This is a genomic window from Phytohabitans maris, from assembly GCF_031085175.1.
Lineage (GTDB): Bacteria > Actinomycetota > Actinomycetes > Mycobacteriales > Micromonosporaceae > Phytohabitans > Phytohabitans maris.
Genome location: NZ_JAVHUY010000002.1, coordinates 273,821 through 297,277 on the forward strand (window position 1 = coordinate 273,821; position 23,457 = coordinate 297,277).

The 23,457-nt window shown below is 67.9% G+C and carries 21 protein-coding genes and 1 pseudogene; 16 read left to right on the forward strand and 6 right to left on the reverse strand.

Annotation, left to right across the window (positions count from 1 at the left end):
- Window positions 1–395 precede the first annotated feature (395 nt).
- Complete coding sequence (locus tag RB614_RS03060; protein ID WP_308710759.1) at window positions 396–824, forward strand: hypothetical protein; 429 nt, start codon at window positions 396–398, stop codon at window positions 822–824.
- A gap of 127 nt (window positions 825–951) precedes the next feature.
- The gene (locus RB614_RS03065) at window positions 952–1,491 is read left to right on the forward strand and encodes a restriction endonuclease (RefSeq protein ID WP_308710760.1); all 540 of its coding nucleotides are present in this window, start codon (window positions 952–954) and stop codon (window positions 1,489–1,491) included.
- Window positions 1,492–1,723: 232 nt separating this feature from the next.
- Here RB614_RS03065 and RB614_RS03070 read toward each other — a convergent pair whose 3' ends face one another.
- Both RB614_RS03070 and RB614_RS03075 read right to left on the reverse strand, forming a co-directional pair.
- A complete protein-coding gene (locus RB614_RS03070; protein WP_308710761.1) occupies window positions 1,724–2,689 on the reverse strand; it encodes an FAD-dependent oxidoreductase in 966 nt (321 codons plus the stop codon).
- A 15-nt stretch (window positions 2,690–2,704) separates the two neighbouring features.
- On the reverse strand, window positions 2,705–4,129 hold the full coding sequence (locus tag RB614_RS03075) for an NsdA family TPR-like regulatory protein (protein WP_308710762.1): 1,425 nt from the start codon (window positions 4,127–4,129) through the stop codon (window positions 2,705–2,707).
- A gap of 193 nt (window positions 4,130–4,322) precedes the next feature.
- Here RB614_RS03075 and RB614_RS03080 point away from each other — a divergent pair, with 193 nt between their 5' ends.
- The 7 genes from RB614_RS03080 to RB614_RS03110 are packed head-to-tail and all read left to right on the forward strand — an operon-like array spanning window position 4,323 to window position 10,942.
- Window positions 4,323–5,222 carry a radical SAM protein gene (locus RB614_RS03080; protein ID WP_308710835.1) on the forward strand — a complete coding sequence of 300 codons (900 nt, stop codon included), beginning with the start codon at window positions 4,323–4,325 and terminating at the stop codon, window positions 5,220–5,222.
- 9 nt (window positions 5,223–5,231) lie between these two features.
- Window positions 5,232–6,482 (forward strand): methionine adenosyltransferase, encoded by a 1,251-nt coding sequence (locus tag RB614_RS03085; RefSeq protein WP_308710763.1) that lies wholly within the window; start codon window positions 5,232–5,234, stop codon window positions 6,480–6,482.
- Complete coding sequence (locus RB614_RS03090) at window positions 6,479–7,132, forward strand: class I SAM-dependent methyltransferase (protein ID WP_308710764.1); 654 nt, start codon at window positions 6,479–6,481, stop codon at window positions 7,130–7,132. The genes RB614_RS03085 and RB614_RS03090 overlap by 4 nt, the downstream gene beginning before the upstream one ends.
- Before the next feature lies 1 nt (window position 7,133).
- Entirely contained in the window at window positions 7,134–7,856 is a 723-nt protein-coding gene (locus tag RB614_RS03095; RefSeq protein ID WP_308710765.1) for a phytanoyl-CoA dioxygenase family protein, read from the forward strand.
- A gap of 7 nt (window positions 7,857–7,863) precedes the next feature.
- Complete coding sequence (locus tag RB614_RS03100; RefSeq protein ID WP_308710766.1) at window positions 7,864–8,850, forward strand: NAD-dependent epimerase/dehydratase family protein; 987 nt, start codon at window positions 7,864–7,866, stop codon at window positions 8,848–8,850.
- A gap of 6 nt (window positions 8,851–8,856) precedes the next feature.
- Window positions 8,857–9,483 carry an FkbM family methyltransferase gene (locus RB614_RS03105; RefSeq protein WP_308710767.1) on the forward strand — a complete coding sequence of 209 codons (627 nt, stop codon included), beginning with the start codon at window positions 8,857–8,859 and terminating at the stop codon, window positions 9,481–9,483.
- Window positions 9,476–10,942 carry a hypothetical protein gene (locus RB614_RS03110; protein ID WP_308710768.1) on the forward strand — a complete coding sequence of 489 codons (1,467 nt, stop codon included), beginning with the start codon at window positions 9,476–9,478 and terminating at the stop codon, window positions 10,940–10,942. The genes RB614_RS03105 and RB614_RS03110 overlap by 8 nt, the downstream gene beginning before the upstream one ends.
- On the opposite strand, the gene gltX is transcribed toward RB614_RS03110, so the two are convergent.
- The 3 genes from gltX to RB614_RS03125 form a co-directional block, all read right to left on the reverse strand.
- Window positions 10,839–12,245 carry a glutamate--tRNA ligase gene (gltX, locus tag RB614_RS03115; RefSeq protein WP_308710769.1) on the reverse strand — a complete coding sequence of 469 codons (1,407 nt, stop codon included), beginning with the start codon at window positions 12,243–12,245 and terminating at the stop codon, window positions 10,839–10,841. The genes RB614_RS03110 and gltX overlap by 104 nt on opposite strands.
- A 78-nt stretch (window positions 12,246–12,323) precedes the next feature.
- Window positions 12,324–13,199 (reverse strand): DMT family transporter, encoded by an 876-nt coding sequence (locus RB614_RS03120; protein WP_308710770.1) that lies wholly within the window; start codon window positions 13,197–13,199, stop codon window positions 12,324–12,326.
- Window positions 13,200–13,232: 33 nt separating this feature from the next.
- Window positions 13,233–14,570 carry a helix-turn-helix domain-containing protein gene (locus tag RB614_RS03125; RefSeq protein WP_308710771.1) on the reverse strand — a complete coding sequence of 446 codons (1,338 nt, stop codon included), beginning with the start codon at window positions 14,568–14,570 and terminating at the stop codon, window positions 13,233–13,235.
- Window positions 14,571–14,931: 361 nt separating this feature from the next.
- Between RB614_RS03125 and RB614_RS03130 the strand changes: the two genes are divergently transcribed.
- From RB614_RS03130 to RB614_RS03150, 5 genes are all read left to right on the forward strand, one after another.
- Window positions 14,932–15,678 carry a DUF5753 domain-containing protein gene (locus RB614_RS03130; protein WP_308710772.1) on the forward strand — a complete coding sequence of 249 codons (747 nt, stop codon included), beginning with the start codon at window positions 14,932–14,934 and terminating at the stop codon, window positions 15,676–15,678.
- Between the two features lie 51 nt (window positions 15,679–15,729).
- Complete coding sequence (locus RB614_RS03135; RefSeq protein WP_308710773.1) at window positions 15,730–16,626, forward strand: helix-turn-helix domain-containing protein; 897 nt, start codon at window positions 15,730–15,732, stop codon at window positions 16,624–16,626.
- Between the two features lie 59 nt (window positions 16,627–16,685).
- On the forward strand, window positions 16,686–16,913 hold the full coding sequence (locus RB614_RS03140; RefSeq protein ID WP_308710774.1) for a hypothetical protein: 228 nt from the start codon (window positions 16,686–16,688) through the stop codon (window positions 16,911–16,913).
- A gap of 109 nt (window positions 16,914–17,022) precedes the next feature.
- Entirely contained in the window at window positions 17,023–18,255 is a 1,233-nt protein-coding gene (fxlM, locus tag RB614_RS03145; RefSeq protein ID WP_308710775.1) for a methyltransferase, FxLD system, read from the forward strand.
- 102 nt (window positions 18,256–18,357) lie between these two features.
- Entirely contained in the window at window positions 18,358–18,645 is a 288-nt protein-coding gene (locus tag RB614_RS03150) for a thymidylate synthase (protein WP_308710776.1), read from the forward strand.
- Here RB614_RS03150 and RB614_RS03155 read toward each other — a convergent pair.
- Window positions 18,600–20,733: pseudogene (locus tag RB614_RS03155) on the reverse strand (FtsK/SpoIIIE domain-containing protein); the annotation flags it as partial. The gene RB614_RS03150 and the pseudogene RB614_RS03155 overlap by 46 nt on opposite strands.
- Window positions 20,734–21,701: 968 nt before the next feature.
- Here RB614_RS03155 and RB614_RS03160 point away from each other — a divergent pair.
- Entirely contained in the window at window positions 21,702–22,106 is a 405-nt protein-coding gene (locus RB614_RS03160) for a very short patch repair endonuclease (RefSeq protein ID WP_308710777.1), read from the forward strand.
- A 38-nt stretch (window positions 22,107–22,144) separates the two neighbouring features.
- The gene (locus RB614_RS03165) at window positions 22,145–23,449 is read left to right on the forward strand and encodes an ATP-binding protein (RefSeq protein WP_308710778.1); all 1,305 of its coding nucleotides are present in this window, start codon (window positions 22,145–22,147) and stop codon (window positions 23,447–23,449) included.
- Window positions 23,450–23,457 lie beyond the last annotated feature (8 nt).

Genomic DNA, 23,457 nt, shown 5'->3' on the forward strand with positions numbered 1-23,457 from the left:
AGGATGACCGACCCCACGCCGGATCGACCGCACATGGCCTGGCTCGACCACTCGCACGGTGCGCGGTGTAGCAGCAGCCGGCCGGTCCTGTGGTTCAGCCCGGAAAGCAAAGTCGTTCAATCGCGGATGGAGAAGATACACAATGCGGCCGCTCTGGGCCGCCTGCCGCGGGCGGTGCACACTGGAACTCGTGGCGGCGATGGATTACTCAGGTTTGCCCTCACGCCGGTACCTGGTTGATCGGTTCCCGAACCGGCGGGCGGTAGCCGACCTGGTCCAAACCGCAGCGCGCTCACCCGATGGGCACGGGGATGACACGGTCGCGGATGCTCCCACCGATGGACTGGTGCGGGCCGCCTGGTATCTGGCCTACTACCAGGACATCCTGCACAAGCTTGACCGCACCGACAAAAGCGGACTGCCGAAACGCACTGGCCCGCGACCTGGAATGGCCGTTCCAGGGCGGCACGTTCGCTGCCGCCCTTCCGCTCATCCACGACCTGTTCGCGGCCTACCAACGGCACGCCCGAGGACAACTGCGACGCCTGACGCCGGTCGTCGGTGCGGTGGAACTGGTGCCCAAGCAGGCGTACACCGACCTCATCGCCGGCCGCACCTTGGTGGAGATCAAGACCGGACACATGGACGTCGACAGCATCATCGGAGCGATCGACCAGGTCCTCCGATACGTCCTGCTCGACACCACCGAAACGCGGCAGCTCACCCACATCGCCATCTACCTCGCCCGTGCCGGACTGCTCTACCACCAGCCGTTGCCATCGTGGCTCGCGGACCTGTCCGACGAGGCCTCCAGCCTCACATAGCAACATCGGCTGCCCCGCCCGAGTCCACACACCCCTGACCCCGCTGTTGGCACGCGACGCGAGCGACAGCGTCGAGGATTCGTCCCGTTCAAGGAATGACGACGATTGTCACCGGCACGTTGAGGCGATGCCGGATGTGCCGGTAGGCGCGGACGAGGGCGACGCGAGCGAACCCGTGGTCGAGTTCGACCTGGCCCGATACAAGTTCACCGACGAGTTCGACGCCGCGGCTGAGCTGGACGGCCGGTTCGACCTACTGGAGATGGACCCCTTCAAGTTCGAACACCTGATCAGGCAGCTGTTCGAGAAGATTGGCATGAAGTCCTGGGTCACCCAGGCATCCCGCGACGACGGAGTAGACGGCGTCGCCGTACACGAAGACCCCATCCTCGGCGGCGTCTGCGTCATCCAGGCCAAACGCTACAAGCGCGTCGTCGAAGCCGACGCCGTACGCGCACTCTGGGGCGCCATGGAAGACAAACACGCCACCAAGGGAATCCTGGTCACCACCTCCTGGTTCGGCAGCTCCAGCCGCCAGTTCGCCGCCCGACACCAGGAACGGCTACGACTCATCGAAGGCGCCGAACTCAAACACCTGCTCGCCGAACACCTCGGCCTCGACATCCGCATCGGCCTCAACCGACCACCACCACGACGACGGTCCTGACCCGGTTACGCCGGATGTCCCACCTACCCACCCTTCCGGCGCGGGTTCGGATGCCGCCGTGACTGAACCTTGATGGGGTGGGACATCAGCAGCATCTTCGTCGGGCAGTGCACTGTCCTATGTGGTGGGTCGAGCATCCGCGAGGTTCGTTGGACACAACGATCTGGGCTGGGTGACCACCGACGTCAGTGGGGACTGCTGATCAGAAGGTGTAAAGCCTTGCCTCCCACCGCTACGGCAAAACGATGGCGACCATGTCGGTCACGTCCTTGGCGCAGCCCCAGGACAGGGTTACTCCCGCTCCACCGTGCCCGTAGTTGTGGATCACTGTTGTGCCGTTGACGACCGTCGTCTCCAGGCGTACCCGCGGCCGTGTGGGGCGCAGGCCGACTCGGTGGCCCAGAACCTCCACGTCGCGTAACCGTGGGTCGACATCGGCGCAGCGGGCAACGATCGCCGCCGCGACCTCCGGATCTGGCTGCACGTTCCAGTCGTCTGGGGTGGCGAGCCCGCCGAGGACAACTGCGTCACCGTGTGGGTAGATGTGAAGCAGCTCCTCAGACATGCCTGTGTCTTCGGAGAAGAACTCGGTGATGCCCGGGTTCTCCACGACCACGAGTTGGCCCCGAACAGGCGTGAGGGCCGTGTCGGGTACGAGATCGCGAGCGCCGATCCCCGCGCAATTGACGACGACTGGGCTGGCGGCGGCCGCCTCGTCAAGCGTCTCGATTCGCCGGTTGTCGATGACCACGCTAGCGCTGGTGAGGCGCTGCCGGAGGTATGCCAGGTAGGTAGGCATGTCGACCAGCGGGGCGACGAACCGCCAGCCGGTCGCGAACCCCTTCGGCAGCTCGCCGTCCTGGCACATGCGGAAGCCGTCGAGCTGGTCCGCCCACTCCGGCGGGCTCACCGGCGTGCGGGATGCCTCGATTCCGGGCACGAGACGGACGCTGGTCCCGGGTTGGCGGGCCAAGGCGCGGAGCTCCTCCAGCGTCGTACGGCTCCACACGCGGACCCTGTCGAGCGGCTCGACCAGGTATGGCCCCCACATGGCGCCGCCGGCGAAGGAGGTGGTGGCCTCGAGCGGGTCGGCGGCCCAGATCCGCACGCGCAGCCCGGCTTCGGCGAGACATATGGCGGTGGTCAGGCCGGACACGCCGGCGCCGATCACCAGCACGTCAAGGTCGTCGGTCCGCACAGCCCGACCGTACTGTCAGGTCGGCTGCTGAGCGAGCGCGGCTTCCAGGTCTGGCAGAAGGTCCGCGACGGTCTGGTTGCGGTTGCGGCGGCGTAGGTCGTGGGTGAGCTGCGTCAGCAGGGCGACGCTGCGCGGTGAGCGGACTGTGCCGAGCCTTGGCAGGGCGAGCCGTACCACGTTGGCAGCGTCGTCGAGCCTGCCGTGCGCGGTGTAGCCGAGTGCGAGCCAGGCACCTTCGTACAGGGCGCGGCGCTGGGATGGTTCGGTGGCTGGGCGAGCGTACGCGCCGGTCCGTAGCAGCGCTTCGCCCTTGCGCAGCAGTGCCCGGCCGTCGCGGTTGGCGGCCATCCGGCGTCCGGAGAGGATCATCGCGTATCCGGCCTGGCAGTCGAGGTGGTTCGGCGTCAGGTAGTACATCCAAGCGGGGTCCTGGTCCCGGCGCCGGCTGGCCAACTGATCCTGTGCGTCATGCCAGGCCCGTTCGCACTCGGCCGCTCTGCCTGCCGCGGCGTAGGCGAACGCCAGCCGGGACGTGACCGACGCCTGCACGCTCGCGGCGCCGTGGTTGGCGACTCGGCGGGCCGCCTCTGCGAGGGCTACGCCGTCCATGCCGTCACCGAAAGAGGCCGCCTGAAAGGCGAGGTCGGCGAGGATGTGTGCCTCCATCGACCGGTAGCCGGCGTCGTGCGCGGCGCGCAGCCCGGTGAGCAGGTATCGCTGTGCCAGGCCAGGCTGTGCGGCATCCAGTGCTTTCCAGCCGGCGAGCTGGGCGAGGTCGGCCAGGGCGACCAGCAGGCGACGGGTGATGGAGTCGGTGTGCCCGCCGTCGCGCAACACGAGGAGCACCGCGCGGACCTGGGCGCCGACATAGCCGAGGCCGGCCGCCCCGCCTCGCTCGTCGTCCAGCGTCTGCAGGCGCGGGACGGTGGCCTCGATCTGGTCGACCAACGGATCGTCTGGCGATGTTGGAGGAACGGCGGCTGAGGCGGGCATCTGCGTCGCGAGGTAGATGCTTACCGCCTGAGCCAGCGTGGCGCCGGAGACGGAGAGGAACATCCGACGATCCACAAGCCCTCCCAGCAGCCAATCCTCGGCGACCTGCATCGTGGTCGCCAGCGTCCATGGCCCATCTACGCCGGCATTTGCCGGCAAGACCAGAGTCGCATCGTCGGCACCAGGATGTCCGGGCCAAAGGTCCCGGACCGTGACCACCCGGCCCAGGCGCCGGGAGATGGCGTACGCGGTCAGCGCCGGCAACGGCGGACGTGGGACGCCGCCAGCGTCCCGCCAGTGATACGGCGCGGTCTGCGCGACAGTGCCCGGCCCAAACAACCGGTTGAGCTCACGCGCGAGCGCGCGTGGGGTCAGGCCGGCCTTGGCCAGGTGGGCGGCGAGGGCCGAATTGATGCCCTGGTTCGTTCGACGGGACACGCCCTCCACTCACCTCCCCCGCACAACCAGTGCCTAGACGGTAGCGGAACGTACCAATCGAGCACGAGGTCGACGTTGACGAATTTGACGCTTCGATCACCTCCCATCAACTGCCGACGGGGCGATGTCCTTGAAGGCATCAGTCACCGCCGGCGCAGTGCGCCGCCCAATCTGGACGGAAACCCCGATGCGTAGCTCAGCGATGACCCCGGCTCCGGCACCGTGGGAGTGGGAGTTCGACTGGCATCTGACGAACCGGTGCAACTTCTTCTGCGAGTACTGCCACCCGCAGATCCGGTACGTGCTGAACCGCAAGCACCTCGACGAGCCTGACCCGGGCCTGGTCGTGCGGCGCTTCGACGACCTCGGCAAGGTGTGCCTGGTTCACATGTCCGGTGGCGAGCCGTTCATGTTTCCCGGCTTTGTCTCGCTGTGCGAAGGGCTGGCACGGGGGCACTTCATCAGCATCAACACCAACCTGGCCTCGAACGACGTGGAGGAGTTCGCACGGCGTGTACCAGCCAGTCGGGTTGCGAAGGTCGTCGCCGCGATCCATATGCCTGAGCGGGAGCGGCTCGGCGAGGAGCTGACAGCGTACGCGCGGAACTATCTCGCACTCCGCACCGCAGGCTTCGATGCGACCGCGTTGTACGTGCTCTACCCGCCGTTGCTCGACCGGTTTGCCGACGACCTGGACCAGCTCCGGGCGTTGGGCGTCGACCACGTGCGGGCGAAGGTGTTCAAGGGCGTCCACCAGGGGCGGCGTTATCCAGAGGGATACACCGAGCAGGAGAAGGCGTTGATCCTGGCCAACTCCGGTGAGTACGTGTTCAACCGGCCGTACCTGGACGGCGTGCTGTCGTTCCGCGGTCAGCCGTGCACCGCGGGCGTCTCTTCGTTCAAGGTCACCGTGACCGGCGAGGTCCGGCGCTGCGCCTCGGTGCCCACCAGCTACGGAAACCTCTACGACGGCACGTTCCGGCCATCTGCCGTCGATGCGCCGTGTCCGGCCAAACGGGTGCTGGTCCTCTCGCAATGCCTGTCCTACCTGGTTGACCCGCCGAAGTACGCAGGCCAGGCAACTGATCTCGAAGACGAGTAGGAGCGTCCAATGAGGATTGTCGTTCGCCAGGCGTGCGTCGGCCCGGACCGGGCGCCGTTCGATGTGGCGGAGCGCAAGGGGATCGGCCACCCGGACAGCTTGGCCGACCTCGTCGCCGACACGTTCTCCCAGCGGTACGCGGCCTGGTGCCTGCGGCAGTTCGGCGTTGTGCCGAACCACTGGGTGGACAAGGTCAATCTGGTCGGCGCGGTCGCCGAGGTCGCCTTCGGCGGCTTCGCCATCCACAAGCCGATCGACTGTTACCTGTTCGGGAAGATCACGGACGGCGTGGGTTCGACCGCGATCCCGGTCGACGCGCTGTTCCATGAATCGGTTGTCGAGGTACTGCCCGCCGCGCTCGGCGACAGCAGCGTGGTCGACCACCTGCGCCTGCATGTCAACAACACCAGGGGCATAGCGGTCGACCACGATCCGCAGTTCTACCTTCCGGAGGCTGCGGGAAGCCTTGCCGAGGTACTGGCCCGGGAGTCCGTCGCCAATGACACGGTGATCTGCGTTGCCGGTGGCCGGCGCGGCCTCGCCGCCGACCTGGCCGTGCGGCTGGAGCAGCGCATCACCGGAGCTGAGTTCCGCGGTATGTTTCCGGCGGTTGGGACCGACGTGAAAGTCATGGTCGTACGGGTCGGTGCCGACCTGGACATCACCGTCGCGGTGCCTGTTCACCCTGAAGCGGTCGGCTCCTTCGACGCTTATCGGACTTGCCTCGCCGAGGTGCAGACCGCGCTTTCTGGCGACCTCAAGGCCATGTTGGACGGTGAACCGCGGGCAAGTGCGGTCGCGGCAGCGGCGCTCCACCTCAACACCAAGGACGCCCCGGGACGGGGGTACCTCGCCCCGTTCGGCACGTCGCTCGGCAAGGGTGACTGCGGGGCTGTGGGGCGGGGCAACCGGTACAGCGGCGTGATCGAGCCATTGCGTCCCGCCAGTTGCGAGGCACCGGCGGGCAAGAACCCCGTCCACCACGTAGGCAAGATCTACACTGCCGTGGCCGCTGAGGTTGCACGGCATGTCATGGCCGAGACCTCTATGTACGCGGAGGTCACGATCGCGGCCCGGAACGGCGGCGCGCTGGGCGAGCCGGCGTTCGTCCTCGTCGCACTGGACCACCTACCCGGCACGGCCATCACCGCCGAGGTTGAGCGGATCGTGCGGCGCCACATTGCCGGCGCGGCCGATTTCGCGGAGCGATTCCTGGCGACCGACGCCGTCGCCCGCTTCCGTGATGGTGGTGACCAATGAGGGCGGCGTTCCTGTCCCCAGTGCACCGACGGCACATCGCGACGCTGCGGAGCTCGCCCGCCGCCATCGATGAGGAAGGGCTGCGTATCGGTGGCCAGTACGTCATGTTCTTCGCCGAGGCGAAGCTCATGCGACAGCACGCCCTCCGTCTGGTCGCCGGCGTAGCCAAGCCGGAGGTGCTGGAGGTCGGCCTCGGTTTGGGTGTGTTCGCCGCACAACTGGCCAGCATGAGCGTCGGCTCGTACACCGCGATCGAACCGCACGAAGACCTCGCACACCTCGCGGAGCGGCGCGTACTCCACGAACTCGGTAAGGCAACTGTCATCACCGAACCGTGGCAGGTCACGAACCTTCCGGCGGATGCCTATGACGCGATCATGTACGACACATGGCCGCCGGACGGCCACGCCGACAGCGACTTCGCCGCCTTCGTGGAGCACGTCGCCGTCCCCTGTCTTCGCCCCGGCGGCAGGTTCAGCTTCTTTCACAGCGGCAGCGCCATCAACGACAGCCGTCGTCAGGTACTCGATCGCCACTTCGCCGGGTGGACGGCGCACCCGTACACCATGCCGGCGGAGCAGACCCCAGTGCACTGGACGAAGCCCACTCGGGATTTCCTGATCCCGATCGCTGTCAAGGGAGGCAAGTGACATGGCGATACCGACGCTCATCGACCGCCTCGCTGAGGAGGGTTACATCGTCCTGCCAGACCTCATACCGACCAGCACGCTCCAACGACTGCGTGTCGAAGCCGATGCCGTCCTTACCTGCCTCCTCGACCAGATGGAAGTCGCCAGGACCACCGATCCCCGGGTGACCTGGTGGCGCCTGGCAACCGGACGCATGTACGTGCTGAAGGTCAAACCCGTCCTCGACCTCGCCCCGATGGCAGCGGGTGTTGCCGCCTGCGACGTGCTGCGCGGTCTGATGGCTGAGCTGCTCGGCGGGCGGCCTCAGCTCATGGAGGACAAGTTCATGTACAAGCAGGAGGTCGATGTCCTCGCCCGATGGGCGACGCTGCCCGTGCTCGGTGAGGAGGTGTGCAAGCACACCGACGCGGCCTACTTCGCCGCCCGCGGGTTCAGCCGGGTCCTGACGGTGGCCGTGTGCCTCGACGACTGTACGGAGGCGACCGGGGCGCTGCGGGTCTGGCCAGGAACCCACCGCCAAGCCATCGAACACATTCCGACGGCTAACCAGGGACCCGTAGTCCCCGACGACGTGGCGCCCGACCGCGCCGCCGTCCTCCTCGAGGCCTTCGCCGGCGCGGTGATGATTTGGGATTCGGCACTGGTCCACGCCAGCGGGCCGAACACCACCAGCCGCCCGCGACGACTGCTCGTCCTCGGGTACACCTGCTCGACCGAGCGGTGAGTACGCCATGCGGATCCTGCTGCTGGGCGGTACCAGATTCGTCGGCCGGCACATCGTCACCGAATGCCTTACCCGAGGGGACGACGTGACCGTGCTGTACCGGGCGCAGTCACCGTCACCGTTCGTCGGCCTGCTCCGCCACGTCGTCACCGACCGCCGCGCACCAACGCCCGAAGCCGCGACAGTGCTCGCCGAGCCGTGGGACGCCGTCATCGACACCAGCGCCAGTGACCTGGATGATCTGCAGGCCACGACCGCGCTCCTGAGCGACGTCGCGACGTACGTGATGCTGTCGACGTGCGGCGTCTACAGCCGCAATCGCCAGCGTGGAGAAGAGATCACGGAGCTGTCACCGACCGTCCAGGCCAGGCCAACCGACCCGGTCCGCGCGTCGGCAACCCGCAAGCTGCGCTGCGAACGATTCCTGCAGCGCTGGTTCGAGAGGAGCGGCGTACCGCTGCTGATCGCACGACTGGGCCTCATCGTCGGCGCCTACGACTACAGCGACCGACTGGCGTACTGGCTGGAGCGCGCCCTGCGCGGCGGCGACACGCTCGTGCCGATGGGTCCAGACCAGCCCGTACAGCTCATCGACGTGGTTGACGTGGCTCGGTTCCTCCGCACTGCGATTGACCAGGCTGTCGCAGGCGTGGTCAACCTCGCGGGATGCCGTATCAGCGCGCTGGACATGGTGGACGCCGTCTTCAACTGCACCGATGGCGGCGCCATACCGAGGTGGGTGGGCGAGGACTTCGCCCTCGCCAACGGCCTACGCCCCTGGACGCAGGTGCCGTTGTGGCTGCCCGCGCACAGCCCCGAGCGGGCCCTGATGTGTGTCAGCAGCGACCGAGCCGTACAGGCCGGCCTGGTCCGGGCTCCCCTCGTCGATACGGTGACTGCCTGCCTCGCTTGGCAAACCGTGCGGCGGGGTTGGTCGCAGCAGTGGCTGGATCGCACTCGCGAGCTTCAGATCCTCCAACAATGGCGCGGATGAGTCGCCATGCTGCCATACGCGCAACCGCCGCCGTACCACTCCCAGTGGGGCGAGGACCGCTGGCTGGCCGAGCGCTACGAGATCCCCACCGGCGGGGTCTTCGTCGACGTCGGCGCGGGCGACGGCGTCCGCGGCAGCAACAGCCTCTACTTCGAGAACCTCGGCTGGCGCGGGCTGTGCGTGGACCCCGAACCCCGCAACCACCAGCTGCTGCGCCGGCGGCGCTGCACCGTCGAGACGTGCGCGGTCTCCGCCACACCGGGCCTGCGGCCATTCGGCATGTACGCGTACAAACCATCGTGGTCTGGCCTTGCTCGACACGGCGCCAACTACCGCGACGTCCTCGTTACGTGCCGCCGCCTCGACGACCTCCTCGTCCAATACGGCATTACCGAGATCGGTCTGCTCAGCATCGACGTCGAGGGCACCGAACTCGACGTGTGGGACTCGTTCAACGACGCCGTCCACCACCCCGCGATCGTCATCATCGAGTACGACGACTCCCATCCCGACCGGTGCGAGTCGACAATCAAGGGGCGGCTCGGCGACAACATGTACAGGGTCGTGCACCGGACGCCGGCCAACCTCATCCTGCAACGGGTCGATCGGCGTTGGCGGAGGAAGCGTGCCTGACCTCGACAACCAGATCAGCCGGCATCTGCCGGATCGGAAGATCATTGTCATATGTGGACGCGAGGACGACGCCGAGGCATGGCGGGACCTCCTCGGCAACGCACGCTGCCTGGCCGTGCCCCTCGACGCGGTCCCGCAGCAGGAACGACCGGAACCGCTCGCCGGGGCCTCGGGACATCTGGTCTGGCAGCACAGCATCATCGCCGGCCTGGAGGGCGACGGTTGGCTCCGACGAGAGGCCGACCGGTTCGACCCAGACGGACACGCCCTGCTGCTCATCCCCGACCCGCTCGACCCGCCCCGGGCGGGCGACCGCCCCCGGCTGGGGCGACGCCATCCGACCTGGCGCGTGTTCGAAGACAAGACCGTGGTCGACACCCTCTGGGATCTGCTCGGTGTGCCGCGAGCGACATCCGTGGTTGCCGACAGCAGGCAGGATCTCGCTACGCTCGGACCCCTTGTTGACCACGGCGCCGGGGTCGTGTGCGCCACCCAACCACCAGCCGATGTGTCCGCGGCGGGCGGCGACGGGCTCTGGTGGTGGCGCGCCGAGAGCCCTCGGCGCAAGCGGCTGGGCGGGCGGACGCGGCTGCGGCTCATGCCACTTCTGGAAGGACGACCGGTCCGGCTACACGGGCTGATCTTCCGCTCAAGCGTCCTCGCCTTCCCACCGATGGACATCGTGTCGCTGCCACGCTTGGACCACGGCACCTTCCTGCTCGCGGGCGCCGTCCCCGCCACGCACTCGTGCACTTCGGAACTTGCGGAGCTCACCGGTCGCATCGGCACTCAGCTCCGCGCCACGCTCAGCTACCGGGGCGCGTTCTCCGTGGACGGCATCCTCACCGTCGACGGTTTTCGCCCGACAGACTTCAACCCTCGGCTCACCTCCGCGATAGAGGCAGCGCCGTCCGCGCAGCGCGTGCGGCTGCACGCGGCGAACCTCCTCCTCCGCGAGGGGATCGACCTGGATGTCACCACCGTGGAGCCACTCGTCGGCCAGCTTTTCGGAACCCGACAGACATTCACGCTGTACGGGGCCGCAGCAACCGCCAAGGACAATGCGTCACGCCGGATCGGCCTGCGCTGGCAAGAGACGCGGCTGGTTGCCGCCGAGAGCGCCCCGGAGGAACACGGGCACATCAGTATCGCGACGTCGTTACGAGGGTGGCTGGTCACGGCCAACCTTGCGGCCCCTCACCTGCCCGCCGCCAGTCCGCTCGCAGTCCTGGCGCCGCAGGTGTTCCGGCTCTGCGACGAGCACCTCGGCACCGATTTCGGCCATCTCATTGCCCCGTTTGGCATCGAACGCGCCACACTCCTGCTGGCGAAGCGTGCGTCAGCGCCCCTGAGTCTCAGCCGAGCCGATCCAGCGCAGCACGCAGTCGCGCCAGCGTCCGGTCGCGTCCCAAGACGTCCAGCGACTCGAACAGCGGCAGACCCACGCTGCGACCGGTGACGGCCACCCGTACCGGCGCCTGCGCCTTGCCCAGCTTCAAACCCTGCTCGACGCCGATCGCCTCGAGCGTGGCCTTCAAGGCGTCGGCACGCCACTCGGCCGTCTCGTACGCGGCCACGGCCGCCGTCAGCAGCGGCCGGGCGGTCGCGGCCATCATCACCTTGGCCCATGCCACTTCGTCAAGCGCGGGCTCCGAGAGGAACAGGAAGTCCACCATCGGTACGACCTCGGAGAGCAGCGCGACGCGGGTCTGCGCCAGCTCGGCGACCGCCGCGAACGCGTCCTCGTCGTACTGCTCCGCCGGCCACGGCGCGGACTCGCCGCGCAGCCACGGCTGACACGCCTGAATGAACGCCTCGACCGGCAGGGCACGGATGTAGTCGCCGTTGAAGGCCCGCAGCTTCGTCACGTCGAAGAACGCCGGTGACGGGTTCACCTCCTCCAGCCGAAACTCCGTCACGATGTCATCCCAGGGCACGATCTCCCGGTCGCCGGACGGTGCCCAGCCGAGCAGCATCAGGTAGTTCCGCATCGCGTCGGCGAGATAGCCCTCGGCGCGGAAGTCCTCCAGCGCCACCCGGTCGCGACGCTTGGACAGCTTCTGACGCTTCTCGTTTACCAGGATCGGGGCGTGTGCCCAGATTGGCGGCTGCGCTCCGAGGGCCTCCCACAGCAACTGCTGCTTCGGCGCGTTCGGAAGATGCTCCTCGGCCCGGATCACGTGCGTGATCCCCATGACCATGTCGTCCACGACGTTGGCGAGCAGAAACACCGGCGACCCGTCGCCCCGCGCGATCACGAAATCCTCGATCAACGCGTTCTCGAACGTCGGCTTCCCCCGAACAAGATCAACAACTGTCGTCACGCCTTCGTCGGGGGTCCGGAACCGCACCGCCCTACCCTCGCCGGCCGACAGGCTCCGGTCTCGGCAGAACCCGTCATACCCCTTGTGTGAGCTGCCAGTACGGGCCACCACCTGCTCGCGCGAGCAGTCGCAGTAGTACGCCAGCCCCGCTGCCAGCAGCCGCGAGATCGCGTCCTGGTGGTGGGAGGCGTAGTCGGACTGGAACAGCGGCCCTTCATACTCCTCCGGGCCGGCTCCCAGCCAGGCCATCGCATCCAGGATCCCCTGTACCCACTCGGGCCGGTTTCGCGCAGCGTCCGTGTCTTCGATCCGCAGCACCATCGCCCCGCCCGACTGCCGGGCCAACACCCAGTTGAACAGCAGCGAGCGGGCGTTGCCGACGTGGAACATCCCCGTCGGCGAGGGCGCGAAACGAACACGAATTCCTGGCTTGTCCACGGTTGTAGCCTACTGGTCTGCCACTAATGATCAACGACTGCCTGGGTCGTATGGAGCGGGCTACTGCCGGAAGGGAATTCACGTCGGGGCCGGTTCGGCACGTCGCGCGGCAAGGATAGATCCGGCGATGATGGCGACTAAGCCGGCGATGGCAGTGATGCTGATGGGCTCGTCCAGGAATACGGCACCGAATGCGACGGCGAATGCCGGCGAGAGGTAAAAAGCGAGTGCGGCCCGTGCCGGTCCGGTTTGGGCGATAAGCGTATAGAACATCACGAGCGTGACCCCGGTACAGACGACGCCGAGTACAGCAAGGGCGGCGACCGCAGACAGCTGTGGTGGCTGGGCGGGGATGCTGAACAGGGCGGGGACCGCGAGCGCGGTCGTGGTAACGAGCATCGCGGAGGTCGCGACGCCGAGCGGTGGAGCGTCGGCGTGCCGCTTGTGGATCATGATCGAGCCAGTTGCGTAACCAACGGCGGCGACGGACACCAGCACACCGCCGACGACGGCCTCAGCACCGCCGCTGAGGTCGACACCGAACAGTAGAAGGAGACCGACGAGTCCGAGGGTGACACCGACAACACCGGCAAGGCCCTGCGGCCGTTCGTCAGGGGCGTACCGGACGGCGAGCAGCGCCACGAAAAGGGGCTGGGCGCCGATCAGGATGCCGGCGATGCCTGCCGAGACGTATTCCTGCCCGAACGTAAGCAGGAGCAGGGGGATCGTGGACTGCACCAGCGCCGTCTCGATAATCGCGCGGGGATGCTTCCACAGCCGGCGGAGCGCGCCACGGCGAATCGCTAGGGGCGTGAGTAGGGCCGCGGCGAGCACGACCCGGCCCAGGACGACGACCACCGGCGACAGGCCGCGAAGGGCGACCTCGATGAGCGGGTAGACCGCACCCCACAGCGCGGCGAGGACGAGCAGTTGAGCCCAGGCGCGGCGGGTCATTGGCCGCGGACCGGGTTGGGGTGGGGCACCCCATCAGTTAAGCAGCACCTGCCGGTGCAGATCCCGAACGCTCTCGAGGTGCGCCCACGGCATCAGGTCGACAAGCAGCTCACGTAGCCGTCTTCGGTTGCGTTCGGACTGGGTACGGCGGGCCAGGACGTCGGCCTGCGCTGCGAGATGGCAGGCCTCCTCGATCTGCCGGAGTTGGACGTGGACCTGCGCGAGGTCGATCAGAGTGCCGGAACGTTCCCGGACGAACGTGGACGGCAAGAGTTCGAGCGCCTCGTTCAGGGCTGTGGCCGCGTTGGCCGGTTGTCGAAGCCGCATCAGGCAGCGCCCTTTGAGCCGCGCGGCGTGGCAGTCGGCGTTGAAGAAGGCGAGCCAGCTTGGCGTGTTGTCGGCAGTGACGCCGTCGAAACGCCGCTCGGCGACGGCGAGCGCGGCGCTTCCCGGCCGCCGCTCGCCGAGTAAGCCGTGGGCCTCGCCGACCGCCTCATAGATCCACGAGGTCACCGCGGGTGGGACGTCTCGTGCGGCCATTTCCTTCGCCGTGTCCAGGACCCGCAGGGCCGCGCCGCCGTCGCCGGCGTGCAGGTGGACGTAGCTGATGACGCCGAGGGTGTACGCGTGTAACGCTCGGTCGTTGATCTTCTCGGCTACGGACAGAGCGAGCCGGCAGTGCCCGAGTGCCTGCTCGTAGCCTTGCCCGTCGATGGCAAGCCAACCCGCGAGCTGGGCGGCGTCGCCGACCGCCTGCATGAGGCGGCGCTGGGTGTGCTTGCTCGTGGCGCGGTCGCTGACCTGCAGCATCCGGCGCAGGTGCCCGGCCAGGTCCGTGGTGACGCGGCGGGAGCCGGACCGATAATCCGCCTGACGGTAGGTATCGGTCAGCGCCTCGAAGCCGTCAACCGTCTCGGAGGTGACCGCCCTGATGCCGCTCGCCGCGATGAGATTGGCCGGAGGCGGGCCGACGTCGACTTGCGCATTCTCCGTGGGCTCCGTGTCAAGCTCGACCGAGTTGGCCGGGTCGAGGCGGCTGTAGTCCTCGCCGTCCAGCAGTTCGCCGGCGCTGCAGCGGTACAGGTAGGCGAGTTTGTTGAGCGTGTCCGGCGACGGCGTCCTGCCTCCCGGGGCTGGCCAGATCTCCCAGTATGAGATCGTCTTGGCGGTCTTCGGCGTGGTGGGGTCAGGCCACTGGGCATTCCAACGTTCTGCGACATCGGCCTGGGTCAGGCCGTGCGCGAGCCGGTACGCGACGCGGGAATTGAGGCCATAGCGCTCCCGCCACAGGACCGCGATTTGCCGATAGCTGCGGCCCGCCGCGCGAAGCCGTTCGGCTTCGTGGCGGTAACTACGCAGACTTCTGGCCATCCCCACCCTCACGATGCCGGCCGTCAATTACCCGTTGACCGTACCGGCCAACACGTAGATGACGGAACCGTGTACCCGGTTGCTCCCCGCTTGGCGGGGAGCAACCACCCTTCGATTCCCCTTGGGATGGGGTCGATCAATGGTTGGGACGGGTCGAAGCTGGTTCCCGGCAATGGCGATCGAACGTCCACCCACGTTTACCTAATGGAGGTTGGCGGTGCCGAGTAGGAAAGACGAATCTGTGCCGTCGTTGCGGGCGCGGTTGTTGGGTGAGCGGTTGCGGGTTTTGCGGGTGGGTCGGGGTTTGACGTTGCGGTATGTGTCGGCGTGTGTGGGTGTGGATTTTAGTGCGGCTCGGTTGTTGGAGTACGGGCTGTGGCGGGCGCATTACACGCAGGTTTTGGCGTTGGCTGATCTGTATTGCGTGTACGAGTCGGGCGAACGCGATTTTCTGTTGCGGTTGGCACGGGATGTGTTCCGGCTGCCGGCCTGGGAAGGCGATTTCAACGCCCCCGTACTGGATGTGTCGATGTTGGACGCCTTGTGGCTGGAATCGATGGCGGAAAGGATCCGCTGCTACGACGCGGTGTTGATACCCGACCTGCTGCGCATACCCGAATACGCCGAAGCGGTCGTCCGCCGCGAACACGAAACGCAGGCGGCGCAGGCGGAACTGACCTGGCGTACCGGGATGTACGGCCGCCGGCAACGGGACGTGTTCGACCGCCGCCCGCTGGTCGACGTGGAGGCGGTGGTCGCCGAGGCGGCGCTACGCCGTCCGGTCGGCGCCCCGGACGCGGTCTGGCGAGCCCAACTCGAACACCTCGCCAAGGATGGTGACGGCGGCGGCTCGGTCCAGCTACGGGTCCTACCCACGACGGCCGCCTACCTGCCGGGAATGGGTGCCGGCTCGTTCACCGTGTTCGACCTGCCGGCCTCATTCGTCCCCGCGATCGCCTGCCGTCCGAGCCCGCACCTAGACGGTGTGGCCGTGCACGAGGGCCAAGCCGGCCACTGGTATGCCGACGCATTCAACCGGCTACAGGAGGCGGCGTTACCGGCCGCCGACTCGGCCCAGCTGATCACCGACCTGGCCGCGGATATCTGAAATCACGGATATATGAACGTTTCGATGAGCAGAAGGGGAAGGGGTCGCAGGATGCCGACCGATCGCAAACAGTTCCTGCAAACGGTTCGGGCCCAGTATCTGGGCAGCCGGATGCGTCAGCTGCGCGAAGAGCGCGGGCTGACCTTGAAGTACATCGCCGCCTACCTGGGAGTGGAGTTCTCCACCCTCGCCCGGTACGAGCGGGCCGAGTGGCCGTTTCGCCGCGACCACGTCATCGCCCTACTGGACGTCTACGGCGTCTACGACGACGCCACGCGGACTGCGCTGGTCGACATGGCGCACCAGGCATGGCGGATCAACCAATGGGTACCAGCCGCCAACCAGCCCGACAACGCCCACAGCGGCGACGCCCGTGGTAGGGGTGGTGGGACGGTGGTTGATGACTGGTGGGTGCAGCAGCGGGCCGAAGAACTGTGCATCTACGCCAACCTCACCATCCCCCAAGTGGTCCAGGCCCGCGACTACGCCACCGCGATCATCGCCCACACCGTGCCACAGCAGCCACTGGTCGACAAACTCGTCCGCCAACTGGTCGAACGGCAACAGGCCCTGGAAGTAGACCGCAAACCGGAGACCCGACTGGAAATCCTGCTCGAAGAACCCGTCCTACACCGCCCCGTCGGTGGCCGACTGGTCCTACAAGCCCAGCTGCAACATTTGGCCCGGCTACTCGAACGACCCCACATCAACGTACGGATACTGCCCACCCGGATCGGCTGGCACCCCGGCCTGCACGGCGCGTTCACCCTCTGCACCATGCAACGCCCCTACCCACCCGTCGCCCTGGTCCACCACCTCGACGGCCATCTGATGATCGAAGCCGACGCCGCCCAACGCTACAAAACCGCGTTCGACAAACTCCGCGAACTCTCGCTGAGCCCAGCCGAGTCAGCCGCCCTGATCGCCACCACCGCCGAAGAAACATAACCCCCGCACGCCGGCAGCCCCACCTGTGTGAACAAACACCCGAGAAATTGGAGCCCTTGATGCAGATCATTCCGTTCGACCCTGAGACGTCCCGCACCGCCATCACCGTCGGCGCGCAGCGGATCGCCGCCTACGCCGACAAACACGCCATCACCATCGACCCCACCCAGTGCGAAGACCTCGCCGAACTACTGTTCGGCGACTACCGCGCCTTCCTAGCCGGCCTCACCCACGCCACCGGAACCCACCACAGCGCCAGCCGCGACACAGACAGCCACAACCGATAACCACCCAGCCTGCCGCCCACCCAGCAACCTGCCAGCCCTCCGGGCGGGCGGCAGGCCCCCACCTTGACCTGAATCACGCTCCGACAAGTCACGATTGGCGGTAACAGTCTTGCCGAACGAATCGACCACTATCGACCGTGCAGCGGCGTTGCGGGCGGCGCTGGCCGACCGGCTGTGCGCCGACGGGAAGATCACTAGCCCGGCCGTCGAGGCGGCGTTCCGGACGGTGGCCCGTGAGCACTTCCTCCCGGTGGAGGTTTCCCTCGAGATCGCCTACGGCGTGGACAACCCGGTGGTGACCAAGCGCGACAAGGATGGGGTGGCGGTCTCGTCGGTGTCCGCGGCCTACATTCAGGCGCGGATGCTGGAGCAGGCCGAACTGCGGCCCGGGATGACCGTGCTGGAGATCGGCTCCGGTGGGCTGAACGCGGCACTGATCGCCGAGGTCGTCGGCCCGCACGGCCGGGTCGTCAGCGTGGACATCGACCACGAAGTCACCGACCTGGCTGAGGTCCTGCTACGCAGTGCCGGCTACGCCGACCGCGTCACCGTGCTGCAGGCCGACGCGTGGCGCGGCGTGCCCGACGAGGGACCGTTCGACGCGACCATCGTCACCGTGGGAACGGGGGACATCGCTCCCGCTTGGCTGGACCAGCTGACCGCCGACGGCGTCCTCGTGCTCCCGCTCATCATGAACGGAATCACCCGCACGATCGGCTTTCGCCGCGACGATGACCACCTGGCCAGCACCTCGACCGAGCTGGCCGGATTCGTGCCACTGCGCGGTGCCGGCCGGCAGGTGGTGCGGCTGACCGTCCTCCAAGACGCCAACGGCTGGCAGGTGACGCTGCAGTTCGACGCACACGTCCCAGCAGACCTCGGCCAGCTCCACGACGTCCTCGCCGCGCCACGAACCGAGATCTGGTCCCGGGTGACCGTCCCGCACCAGACATCGTTCGCCGACCTGCACCTGTGGCTGGCCTGGTTCCTGCCCGGCTTCTGCCTACTATCGGCCGACGACGGCACCGAACTGGCCGGCGAACACGGCTCCTGGTTCCCATACGCGGTCGTATGCGGTGCCGCGTTCGCGTACCTGGTGGCCCGCCCCACCCCGGACGGCGACGGCGTCGAGCTGGGCGCCCGCGCCTACGGGGCGGACGGCGACCTGGCTGCGGGCACGATGGTGGAACAGATCCAGGCATGGGACCGCGACGGCCGGCACACCACGCCCACATTCGGCTACTGGCCCGCCGACAGCGACCACTCGCAGATCCCCGCCGGCACCTCCGTCCTGGACAAGACACACGGCGTCGTCACGATCCGCTGGCCGGAGCGCTACTGAGCCGCGCAGCTCGACCACTGTTTCGAACCCGCGTGTCGACAACCACCGCCAGGCGAGCAAGCAGCAGGAGACCGGTTCTTCCTGCGCGATGGCCGGCTGCACATGCACACCACGGTGCGCAGCAACGACATCTGGCTCGCCCTGCCCTACGACCTCTTCACCGCGACCCTGCTGCACGAGCTGATGGCCGGCTGGCTCGGCGTCGAGCTCGGCGCCTACCACCACCACGTCGACTCCCCGCACCTCTACGCCAAGCACACCGACGCCGCCGCCCTACCCACCCAGCCATCACCGGCCATGGCGGCGTTGGCTGCCCCGCACGACCGGCTCACCGACTTCCATTCGGACAGCGTGCTGATGGCCACGTCGGCGGCGAAGATCACCAGGTAGGTGTGTTTGGTGCTGGGCTCGGTGTCGGCGTCGGCGAGCGCGGCGAGTTGGTCGCGCAGCTGCCCGGCGTCGACCTCGGTGCAGGTATGCCCGGCTTCGCCGAGGGCGGCCACCAGGTCGTCGACGATGGCGTCCGCTGCGGCGGCGAAGCTGGCCAGCACGAACCGTACGGTGCCGGGCTCGTGCTGGCGGGACAGGCCGAGCGCCGCAGCGTGCAGCACGTCGGCGCCGACCGGTGTGGTGCCCAGAACGGCGAGGTGCCGGCCGGGAGTGGCGTCCAGTCCGAACCCGACAGTGGGCAGGCCGACCTCGACGGCCCGGCCGACGATGGCCTGCCGGCGGCGTACCTGTGGTGTGAACGCGGCGTACACCGGGTCGTCGTGGAGGTGGTGTTCGGCATAGCCGGCGAAGACGGCAGGGGGCGCGTCACCGGGTGGGCGGGCGTTCCACAACCGGTGCCGCTGTGCGGCGACCGCGGCGGGCTGCGCGTCCGGGAACCGCACGAGCTGGTTGGCGGTGGCGACGCCGCCCGCAGTGTTGATGATCGCGGTGCCGACGGTGAGGGCGTCGGCGGCGTTGTTGCCGACGTCCAGCACACCTCCGCCGCCAGCCAGGGCGACCCGCAGCGGGAACTGGCCAAAGATCGACTCACCCTTGGTGAACAGCGCCTCGACGCCGGCGATCGTCTGGGACGCCAGGATGAGGTGGATGCCGTACGAGCGGCCCTTGCGGGCCAGCTCCTCCAGCACGGCGGCGGCACCGCGGGCGATGGCGTCGTTGCCGGCGAACAGCACCTGGAACTCGTCGATGACCGCGAGTAGACGGGGCATCGCCACATCCGGTCGCCCCCGCCCGCAGGTCGGCCACCCGGGTCACGCCAGCGCGCTTGAGCTCAGTGGCCCGCCGGCCCATCTCGCGCGACAGCGCCCGCAGTACGGCCAGGCCGTACTCGCGGTCGGACTCGATGCCGACGGTGCGGGCGTGCGGTATCCATGAGGCGTCCATCTCGGTGGGGGTGAACTCGGCGAACGACACGCCTTCCTTGAAGTCCAGCAGGTACATCCCCAACTCGTCCGGGGAGTACCGCGAGGCCAGCCCGTAGAGCACGTCGAGCAGGAACACTGTCTTGCCCGAGCCGGTGCGCCCGCCCACCAGCCAGTGCGGGGTGGCGTCGTCCAGGGCCAGCTCGCACCAGGCCCGGCCCTCGCGTCCCACGACCGTGCGCAGGCCGGCCACCGATGACTCCTGCCAGATCTCCGCGGGCAGCAACGCGTTGAAACCCAGCGCGGACGACCGTTTGGCGGTGGCGACCAGGCGCTGGCAGACGGACTCGATCAGGCCGTCGGTCGGGCCCTCATCCAGCCGCACCGGAACCGCGAGGCCGGTGCCGTCCTCGCTGAACACCGGCCGGCCCGGCGGATCGGACAGCGTGAACAACTCGCTCGCCGCGGCGAGTCGAAAGGTGTTGTCGAGCTGGGGTGGCTGGTTGAACCCGCCAACCCCGGCCGGCGGATACCCGGCCAGGAGCAGGTGTACCCGCGATGCCGGACCAGCGTGCGCCAGCGCCGCCAGCCGCGACAGTTCGGAGCTGCCCGCACCGGCAGGCAGCGCGGCGCAGGCCACGATCAGGTAGGGCAACTCGGCCGTGCCCGCCTGCGCCTCGGCGATCTGCTCTTCTGCCTCGCCCAGCATGGTCCGCAGCCCATCCAGGTCGGTGGCCGGATGCGCCCACGCCTCGGCGTCCATCAAGGACCGGAACGGGGCGAACACCGCGCCGAGGGTGCCGCCGTCGACCGGCAGCACCCGCACCGCCCCATCGGGCAATGCCGCCACCGCACGAAGCAGCAAGCCACGCACCCATTGGGCCACCCGCCGGTCCCGGGCATCCACGTCGATCGCCAAATGCCCGGCGCCGAGAAACGGCACCACCACGCTGAACGCCGAATCCGGCAAGGTCACGCCATCGCCAATCCGCACCAGCGCGGGCCGTCCCACCTGGCCGTCGAGGCCAAGGTTACGACGCGACGGCTGGGGGCCAAGTCGACAGCCCCACCAGCTCGCGGCCACGCTCGCCGTCAAGTCGTGCAGCCGCCCCGCGATCTCGCGCTGCTGGGCGGCCGAGTTCTCCGCGGAGGAGCCCTCTGACAGACGGGCGGACATAGCGGCGCGGGCAGCCTCCACATGGGTCAACGCCTCGCGGTGCAGCGCGACCGCACGCGCAAACACCGACACCGCCGAGCGCACCGTGAAACCCCCAGGCCTTCCGCAGCGACCCGTTCGGCGCACACAGTATCGGAGGCGTCACCCCGAATCGATATGCGAAGATCTTTGTCTATGGGTCTCGCTATTGTTCAGCGCGTCCTCCGCGCTTGCCGAGCCAATCCACTCGGGCTTGTCACCCACCTTGTACGGCAACGGTCGTAGGGGACGCCACCGGCCGGTTCGGGTCGTGAGGGTCGTGCTGCTGGGGATGGACGGTCGGCATGTCCAGCACGGTACGCAAGGGTCTGACATTGCGGGCCGCGCTGGCGACGGACCGCCGCCCAGAACGCCATTCTGGGAGGTGACGTCACCCGAGGCGCCATAGCCGACGCGTATCGCGACGACGACTCGAAGGAGCGCGACGGGCAGGATCCCCGGCGGCCGGCTGGTGCTCGGCGTGTCCGCTCGACGCGCCGCCAGCCCGCCCGCCGCCGGCTGGGAGTTGGTGTCGTCGAGCGATCGAGGTACGACGGACAGCAGCAGTCCGCTCCGCCAGTCCGCGTTCGGGAGGGTGTCGATGTCAACGGCCGGCCCTAACGACATGAGGCGCCCGCCGCGTCGACGAGCGTGGCCGAGGCTTCCCGCCGGGAGTCCCCGCTCGCCCTCAGGGATCCTGCAGGTCCTCTATGCAACGACTTGTTCAGGATGGGCTCCAATCGTCAAGCCGCCTCGACGCGGTACTACCTTGAGCTGATGAGCGCGAACAGCTTGGGGTTGGGCCGATGAGCGAACGACAACGTGGACCAGGCGCCCATCGGCGGCCGCCCCCACTGAGCGCGGCGGTCTCGGCTCAGATGAGCAGGATGCGGCGGGTATCAACAAGGCCGGAACTCCTCGTCCGTCAGGAGTTGCATCGACGCGGGCTGCGGTTCCGCATCAACCACCGAACCCTGCCGGGGCGTCCGGACATCGCGTTCACCCGCGCACGACTGGCCATCTTCATCGATGGATGTTTCTGGCATCAGTGTCCTGAGCACGGCGTGATGCCCAAGAACAACCGGGAGTGGTGGCAGGCCAAACTGCGTCGCAACATCGAACGGGACGAGGAGAAGGACGCCGAGCTCAGCCAGCTGGGATGGGAGGTGCTGCGGTTCTGGGAGCACGAGGACCCAGTGACGGTGGCGGTGGAAATAGAACGAGTGTGGCGGGAACGGCGCGACGCGCCGGCAGACGGGGCAAGATCACGACGTGGTTTGTGACATCCTGGTCGTCACGAACGACGTGACGGAGGTGAAGGATGCCCGGCAAGGCGTGGTTCCAGGTGGCGCCCTCGGCGGCGAGATTGACCGGATCGCTGCGTGACATCGGCTACGACTTCCCGACCGCGGTAGCTGACATCGTGGACAACAGCGTGGCCGCGGGTGCGACCCGCGTCGAGGTGATGATCGAATTCGATGGCGCGGACTCGCGTGTGTTCATCGCCGATGACGGGCATGGCATGTCGCCGACCGCGCTACTTGAGGGCCTACGGTTGGGCACCCGACGCACCTACGACAGCGGGGAGCTGGGTCGCTACGGCCTCGGTCTTAAGACCGCCTCCCTGTCACAATGCCGATCCGTTGCCGTGATCAGTCGCAGCACGCCAACCGTAGTACGCACCAGTGCCCGTGTGCTCGATCTGGATCTCGTCGAGGAGTGGGACGAGTGGATCGTGGTCGACCCGGGCGCCGACTCGGACGTGGCCCGAGCGAAGCGGTGGCTGGCCGAGGGCACCGGCACTGTCGTACTGTGGCGCAATCTGGATCGCGTCCTTCCTGAGAAACGGCCAGATGGAGGCTGGGCCCGCCGGCGACTCGAGGCGCTCGCGGCGAAGGCAGCCGAGCATCTGGGCATCGTCTTCCATCGGTTCCTAGAGGGCACCGATGGCCGGGCGCCACTGGTAATCACCGTGAACGGCCAGAAGGTAAGGGCATGGAACCCGTTCGCACCGGACGAGCAGTCAACGACGGAGCTGCCCGTTCAACGGTTCGAGATCATGATCGGGGAGGGGTCCGGCCACGTTGGGTTACGCCGATACGTCCTGCCCTCCCGGGACCGGTTCTCCTCCCCTGCGGAATTCGACCGCATGTCCGGGCCGTTGAACTGGAACCGACAGCAGGGCCTGTATGTGTACCGGGCCGACCGGCTAGTGCAGTGGGGCGGCTGGAATGGCATCCGGGGCATTGACGAGCACACGAAACTGGCGCGGGCGGCACTGGACTTCGGCACTGATCTGGACTCTGCGTTCAACATCAATGTGGCGAAAATGAGAGTTTCGCTGTCGGCGCAGCTGCGGCAGATGCTCGAGGCGCCGGTCAACGAGCTTTGCGTACACGCCAACGCCGCCTACCGCCGTACCGAGCGTGGCACCTCCAAACCGGTGCCGCAGGACCTGGGTGCCCCGCCGGAGGTGCGAGCTGCGTCCCGGGCCGCCGCTACCGCGGGTCTGGCACTGCGGTCAGCGGCGATGCAGGCTGGGGAGTGGGCGGCGTGGTTACGGATCGCAGCCGTCCTGCGCGAGCAGGCCCCCGACGTGGTCGAGACGCTGGGCCTGACTGACTGAGCCTGCCA

What these genes read in the sequence shown, in the direction of transcription:
- RB614_RS03080 (WP_308710835.1), top strand. Translation starts at nt 4,323, where the DNA reads ATGACCCCGGCTCCGGCACCGTGGGAGTGGGAGTTCGACTGGCATCTG.
- RB614_RS03135 (WP_308710773.1), top strand. Translation starts at nt 15,730, where the DNA reads ATGCCGACCGATCGCAAACAGTTCCTGCAAACGGTTCGGGCCCAGTAT.
- RB614_RS03100 (WP_308710766.1), top strand. Translation starts at nt 7,864, where the DNA reads ATGCGGATCCTGCTGCTGGGCGGTACCAGATTCGTCGGCCGGCACATC.
- RB614_RS03140 (WP_308710774.1), top strand. Translation starts at nt 16,686, where the DNA reads ATGCAGATCATTCCGTTCGACCCTGAGACGTCCCGCACCGCCATCACC.
- RB614_RS03065 (WP_308710760.1), top strand. Translation starts at nt 952, where the DNA reads ATGCCGGATGTGCCGGTAGGCGCGGACGAGGGCGACGCGAGCGAACCC.
- RB614_RS03120 (WP_308710770.1), bottom strand. Translation starts at nt 13,199, where the DNA reads ATGACCCGCCGCGCCTGGGCTCAACTGCTCGTCCTCGCCGCGCTGTGG.
- RB614_RS03160 (WP_308710777.1), top strand. Translation starts at nt 21,702, where the DNA reads ATGAGCAGGATGCGGCGGGTATCAACAAGGCCGGAACTCCTCGTCCGT.
- RB614_RS03165 (WP_308710778.1), top strand. Translation starts at nt 22,145, where the DNA reads ATGCCCGGCAAGGCGTGGTTCCAGGTGGCGCCCTCGGCGGCGAGATTG.
- RB614_RS03090 (WP_308710764.1), top strand. Translation starts at nt 6,479, where the DNA reads ATGAGGGCGGCGTTCCTGTCCCCAGTGCACCGACGGCACATCGCGACG.
- RB614_RS03085 (WP_308710763.1), top strand. Translation starts at nt 5,232, where the DNA reads ATGAGGATTGTCGTTCGCCAGGCGTGCGTCGGCCCGGACCGGGCGCCG.
- RB614_RS03095 (WP_308710765.1), top strand. Translation starts at nt 7,134, where the DNA reads ATGGCGATACCGACGCTCATCGACCGCCTCGCTGAGGAGGGTTACATC.
- RB614_RS03150 (WP_308710776.1), top strand. Translation starts at nt 18,358, where the DNA reads ATGCACACCACGGTGCGCAGCAACGACATCTGGCTCGCCCTGCCCTAC.
- RB614_RS03125 (WP_308710771.1), bottom strand. Translation starts at nt 14,570, where the DNA reads ATGGCCAGAAGTCTGCGTAGTTACCGCCACGAAGCCGAACGGCTTCGC.
- RB614_RS03105 (WP_308710767.1), top strand. Translation starts at nt 8,857, where the DNA reads ATGCTGCCATACGCGCAACCGCCGCCGTACCACTCCCAGTGGGGCGAG.